Origin of the sequence: Agilicoccus flavus (assembly GCF_014857905.1) — a bacterium.
In the GTDB taxonomy this organism is placed as follows: Bacteria; Actinomycetota; Actinomycetes; order Actinomycetales; family Dermatophilaceae; genus Agilicoccus; species Agilicoccus flavus.
Genome location: NZ_JACYXE010000035.1, coordinates 1 through 2,107, shown reverse-complemented (window position 1 = coordinate 2,107; position 2,107 = coordinate 1). Strand labels below are relative to the sequence as shown.

Genomic DNA, 2,107 nt, shown 5'->3' with positions numbered 1-2,107 from the left:
TTTTTTTAGGTTCGATATTTATTTATTTCAATCAAGGAGAGGTTACAAGGTGGTTGTTACAGGTAGGTTTAAGTGTGGTGTGGAATGTTGGTTTAATCGACCTCCTCGATGGTGGGGCCAGCGCCTCCAGCCCCGGGGGCGGCACCTCCGGCTCCGGGTGCTCCGCCCGGGAAGCCCGGCATACCTCCGGGGACTCCTCCGGCACCCTGGTACATCTTCGTAATTATCGGATTGTAAATGCCTTCCAATTCTTTCTGCTTGTGCTCATACTCCTCCTTGTCGGCCAGCTGGTTGGAATCCAGCCACTTGATGGTGTCGTTGCACTTGTCGAGGATGGTCTGCTTGTCAGAGTCAGAGATCTTTTCCTTGAGCTTCTCATCCTCCATGGTAGACTTCATGCTGAAGCAGTAAGATTCCAATGCATTCTTGGCCTGGATGGTCTCCTTTTGCTTGTCATCCTCGTTTCTGTACTTCTCTGCCTCATTAACCATACGCTCGATCTCTTCCTTGGAGAGACGACCTTTGTCGTTGGTAATGGTGATCTTGTTCTCCTTGTTGGTGGACTTCTCGATAGCGGAAACGTTGAGGATACCGTTGGCATCGATGTCGAAGGTGACCTCAATTTGAGGCACGCCACGCGGCGCCGGTGGGATCCCGGTCAGCTCGAATTTACCGAGCAAGTTGTTATCTTTGGTCATAGCACGCTCACCCTCAAATACTTGGATGAGTACTCCGGGTTGGTTATCAGAGTAGGTGGTGAATGTCTGAGTCTGTTTAGTGGGGATGGTAGTGTTACGCTTGATGAGTGTGGTCATGACACCTCCAGCAGTCTCAATACCGAGGGAAAGGGGTGTTACATCAAGCAACAGCAGATCCTGCACCTCCTCAGACTTGTCACCGTGCAAGATAGCAGCCTGGACAGCTGCACCATAAGCTACGGCCTCGTCAGGGTTAATAGATTTGTTGAGCTCCTTTCCATTAAAGAAATCTTGCAGGAGCTTCTGCACCTTGGGGATACGAGTGGAGCCACCCACCAGTACAATATCGTGGATTTGAGCCTTATCCATCTTGGCATCACGGAGAGACTTCTCCACTGGCTCCATGGTAGACCTGAACAGATCGGCGTTCAGCTCCTCGAAGCGAGCACGAGTAATTGACGTGTAGAAGTCAATACCCTCAAAGAGAGAATCTATCTCAATGCTCGCTTGTGTGGACGATGACAAGGTCCTCTTTGCCCTCTCACATGCAGTACGCAAACGCCTAAGAGCTCTCTTGTTGGTAGCGAGGTCCTTTTTGTATTTCCTCTTGAACTCCTGGACAAAGTGGTTGACCATGCGATTGTCAAAGTCCTCACCTCCCAAGTGGGTGTCGCCGGCGGTGGATTTCACCTCGAAGATACCATCCTCGATGGTAAGGATGGACACGTCGAAGGTACCGCCGCCGAGGTCAAAGATAAGTACATTTCGTTCTCCAGTACCCTTTTTGTCAAGACCGTAAGCAATCGCAGCAGCAGTCGGTTCATTGATGATTCGGAGAACGTTCAAGCCAGAGATGGTACCTGCATCTTTTGTGGCTTGTCTTTGAGAGTCATTGAAGTACGCGGGAACCGTGATAACTGCATTCTGCACAGTTTTGCCAAGATAAGCTTCGGCAGTTTCCTTCATTTTCGTAAGCACCATGGAACTGACTTCCTCGGGGAAAAAGGTTTTGTCTTCACCCTTATATGCTACCTTGATCTTAGGTTTGCCTCCATCACTGACAACCTCGAAAGGCCAGTGCTTCATGTCGGCTTGCACAGTAGCATCTTCGAACTTACGTCCGATGAGACGTTTGGCATCGAATATTGTGTTGTTGGGGTTCATCGCCACCTGGTTCTTGGCGGCATCTCCGATGAGACGCTCGGTGTCTGTGAACGCAACATAAGACGGAGTGGTCCTGTTGCCCTGGTCGTTGGCGATGATCTCCACCTTCCCGTGCTGGAAGACACCAACGCAAGAGTACGTGGTACCCAGATCGATTCCTACTGCGGGTGCTTTTGCCATTTTGTATTTTTAATCAGTCTTGTTACTTGTTCTTAAAACAACTCAGCAAACGTGCGCGATTGACG

Annotated in this window: 1 protein-coding gene; it reads right to left on the bottom strand. The window is 50.0% G+C overall.

Annotated elements, in window-relative coordinates:
- Nucleotides 1–92: 92 nt before the first annotated feature.
- Nucleotides 93–2,042 (bottom strand): molecular chaperone DnaK, encoded by a 1,950-nt coding sequence (gene dnaK, locus ICW24_RS20050; protein ID WP_226347293.1) that lies wholly within the window; start codon nucleotides 2,040–2,042, stop codon nucleotides 93–95.
- Nucleotides 2,043–2,107 lie beyond the last annotated feature (65 nt).